1 protein-coding gene is annotated in these 1,637 nt (G+C 59.1%); it reads left to right on the forward strand.

Going from position 1 to position 1,637, the window contains the following annotated elements:
• Positions 1-475 precede the first annotated feature (475 nt).
• Positions 476-1,609 (forward strand): UDP-glucose 4-epimerase GalE, encoded by a 1,134-nt coding sequence (gene galE, locus AC1D0Z_RS21305; protein WP_477660151.1) that lies wholly within the window; start codon positions 476-478, stop codon positions 1,607-1,609.
• Positions 1,610-1,637 lie beyond the last annotated feature (28 nt).

Genomic DNA, 1,637 nt, shown 5'->3' on the forward strand with positions numbered 1-1,637 from the left:
GTCACGCCTGAAGGCGGCGGTGGACCGAACTACAGCGGCATGTAAACAAAGCCTCTCCATAAAGCCCGGCCTCTCCCGGGCTTTTTTTATGGCCGCACTGAACGTGCCTGCAAGAACAGCGCACCGTCACCGACGGCCGGGTCTTACGCTGATTCTTTGTGACTTTTTGTCGTGCTTGCGCTGGCACCAAACTGCCGGAAAAACACATCACCAGCGCGTCCACTGCTGATTTTTGACGTGCCATTCACAAGTGCTTACCGAACGATTCGAAACGCTTTGCCGCCTGCCTGACAGCTTCCCACGCACATACGCGGCTTACGCTGACATCCTTTCTCCACGCGTCAAAGACACTCATGCCTAACCCCCGACGGGGATGGTGATGTCTGGATGCCGCCTGGTCCATGCAACCCCTGGTTACAAGCATGTTCAGCAGTGGTATTCCGGCGCCGTGATCGGTATCAATCAACCCGCTGCCATGCAGCCTCACGCAATGACCTTGAAAAAACCCAGTGTGCTGTTAACCGGCGGAGCCGGATACATCGGAAGCCACACTTTTGTGGCGCTGGTGGATGCCGGCTATCAGCCAGTGATCCTCGACGATTTTTCCAACAGCCACCCGGCAGTCCTGCAGCGGCTGCAGCAGCTGACAGGCCATCCCGTTCCGTGCGAGCGCGGCAATGTACTGGACACCGGCTTTGTCAGCGAAGTCCTCCAACGCTACCGCTGCGTTGCCGCCGTTCACTTTGCAGGGTTCAAGGCCGTGGGGGAAAGCGTGCAGCGGCCTCTTATGTACTACCAGAACAATGTCGGCGGCCTCCTGAGCTTGTTGCAGGCGATGGACGAGACGGACTGCCGCACGGTGGTGTTCTCTTCCAGCGCAACGGTCTACGGAGACCCTGCCACCGTCCCCATCAATGAACAGTTTCCATGCGCACCGGAAAGCCCCTATGCACATACCAAGCTGATGTGTGAAAACATCCTGGCGTCGCTTCGCATGTCGGATCCCGCCTGGCGGGTCGGTGTGTTGCGCTATTTCAATCCGGTGGGTGCGCATCCCAGCGGAATGATCGGCGAAGACCCCAATGGAATTCCCAATAACCTGATGCCCTACGTCACGCAAGTGGCCGTTGGCAAACGGGCTCTCCTCAATGTGTTCGGCAATGACTACCCCACACCTGACGGAACCGGCGTACGCGACTACCTGCACGTCACCGACCTCGCCGCAGGACATGTTGCCGCGGTGAACGCGCTGCTGGCAAAAGGCGAAAGTTTTACGGTCAACCTGGGCACCGGTGAAGGCACCAGCGTTCTCGGCGTTGTCCAGGCATTTGAACGGGCAAGCGGACGGCCGATTCCTTACAAGTTTGCGCCCCGCCGGGCCGGCGACGTGGCGCAGTACTTCGCCGATGTTTCCCTGGCAGGGAGCCTGTTGGGCTGGCGCGCCGCAAACACCATTGACGACATGTGCCGCGATTCCTGGCACTGGCAGCAGCGCAATCCGGAAGGCTATAAAAACGGCGTTGACGTTGAACTCGCGCCGGCGCTTGCAGCGTCTGCAGCCGCGCGCAATAGTCCGAATGGACTCGTTCAACCAGCAGTCAGTGTCTAGAGCAAAGGCACGTGTCCCCAGATTGCAT

Source organism: Polaromonas sp. P1_E3 (assembly GCF_056405935.1).

What these genes read in the sequence shown, in the direction of transcription:
- galE (WP_477660151.1), top strand. Translation starts at nt 476, where the DNA reads ATGCAGCCTCACGCAATGACCTTGAAAAAACCCAGTGTGCTGTTAACC.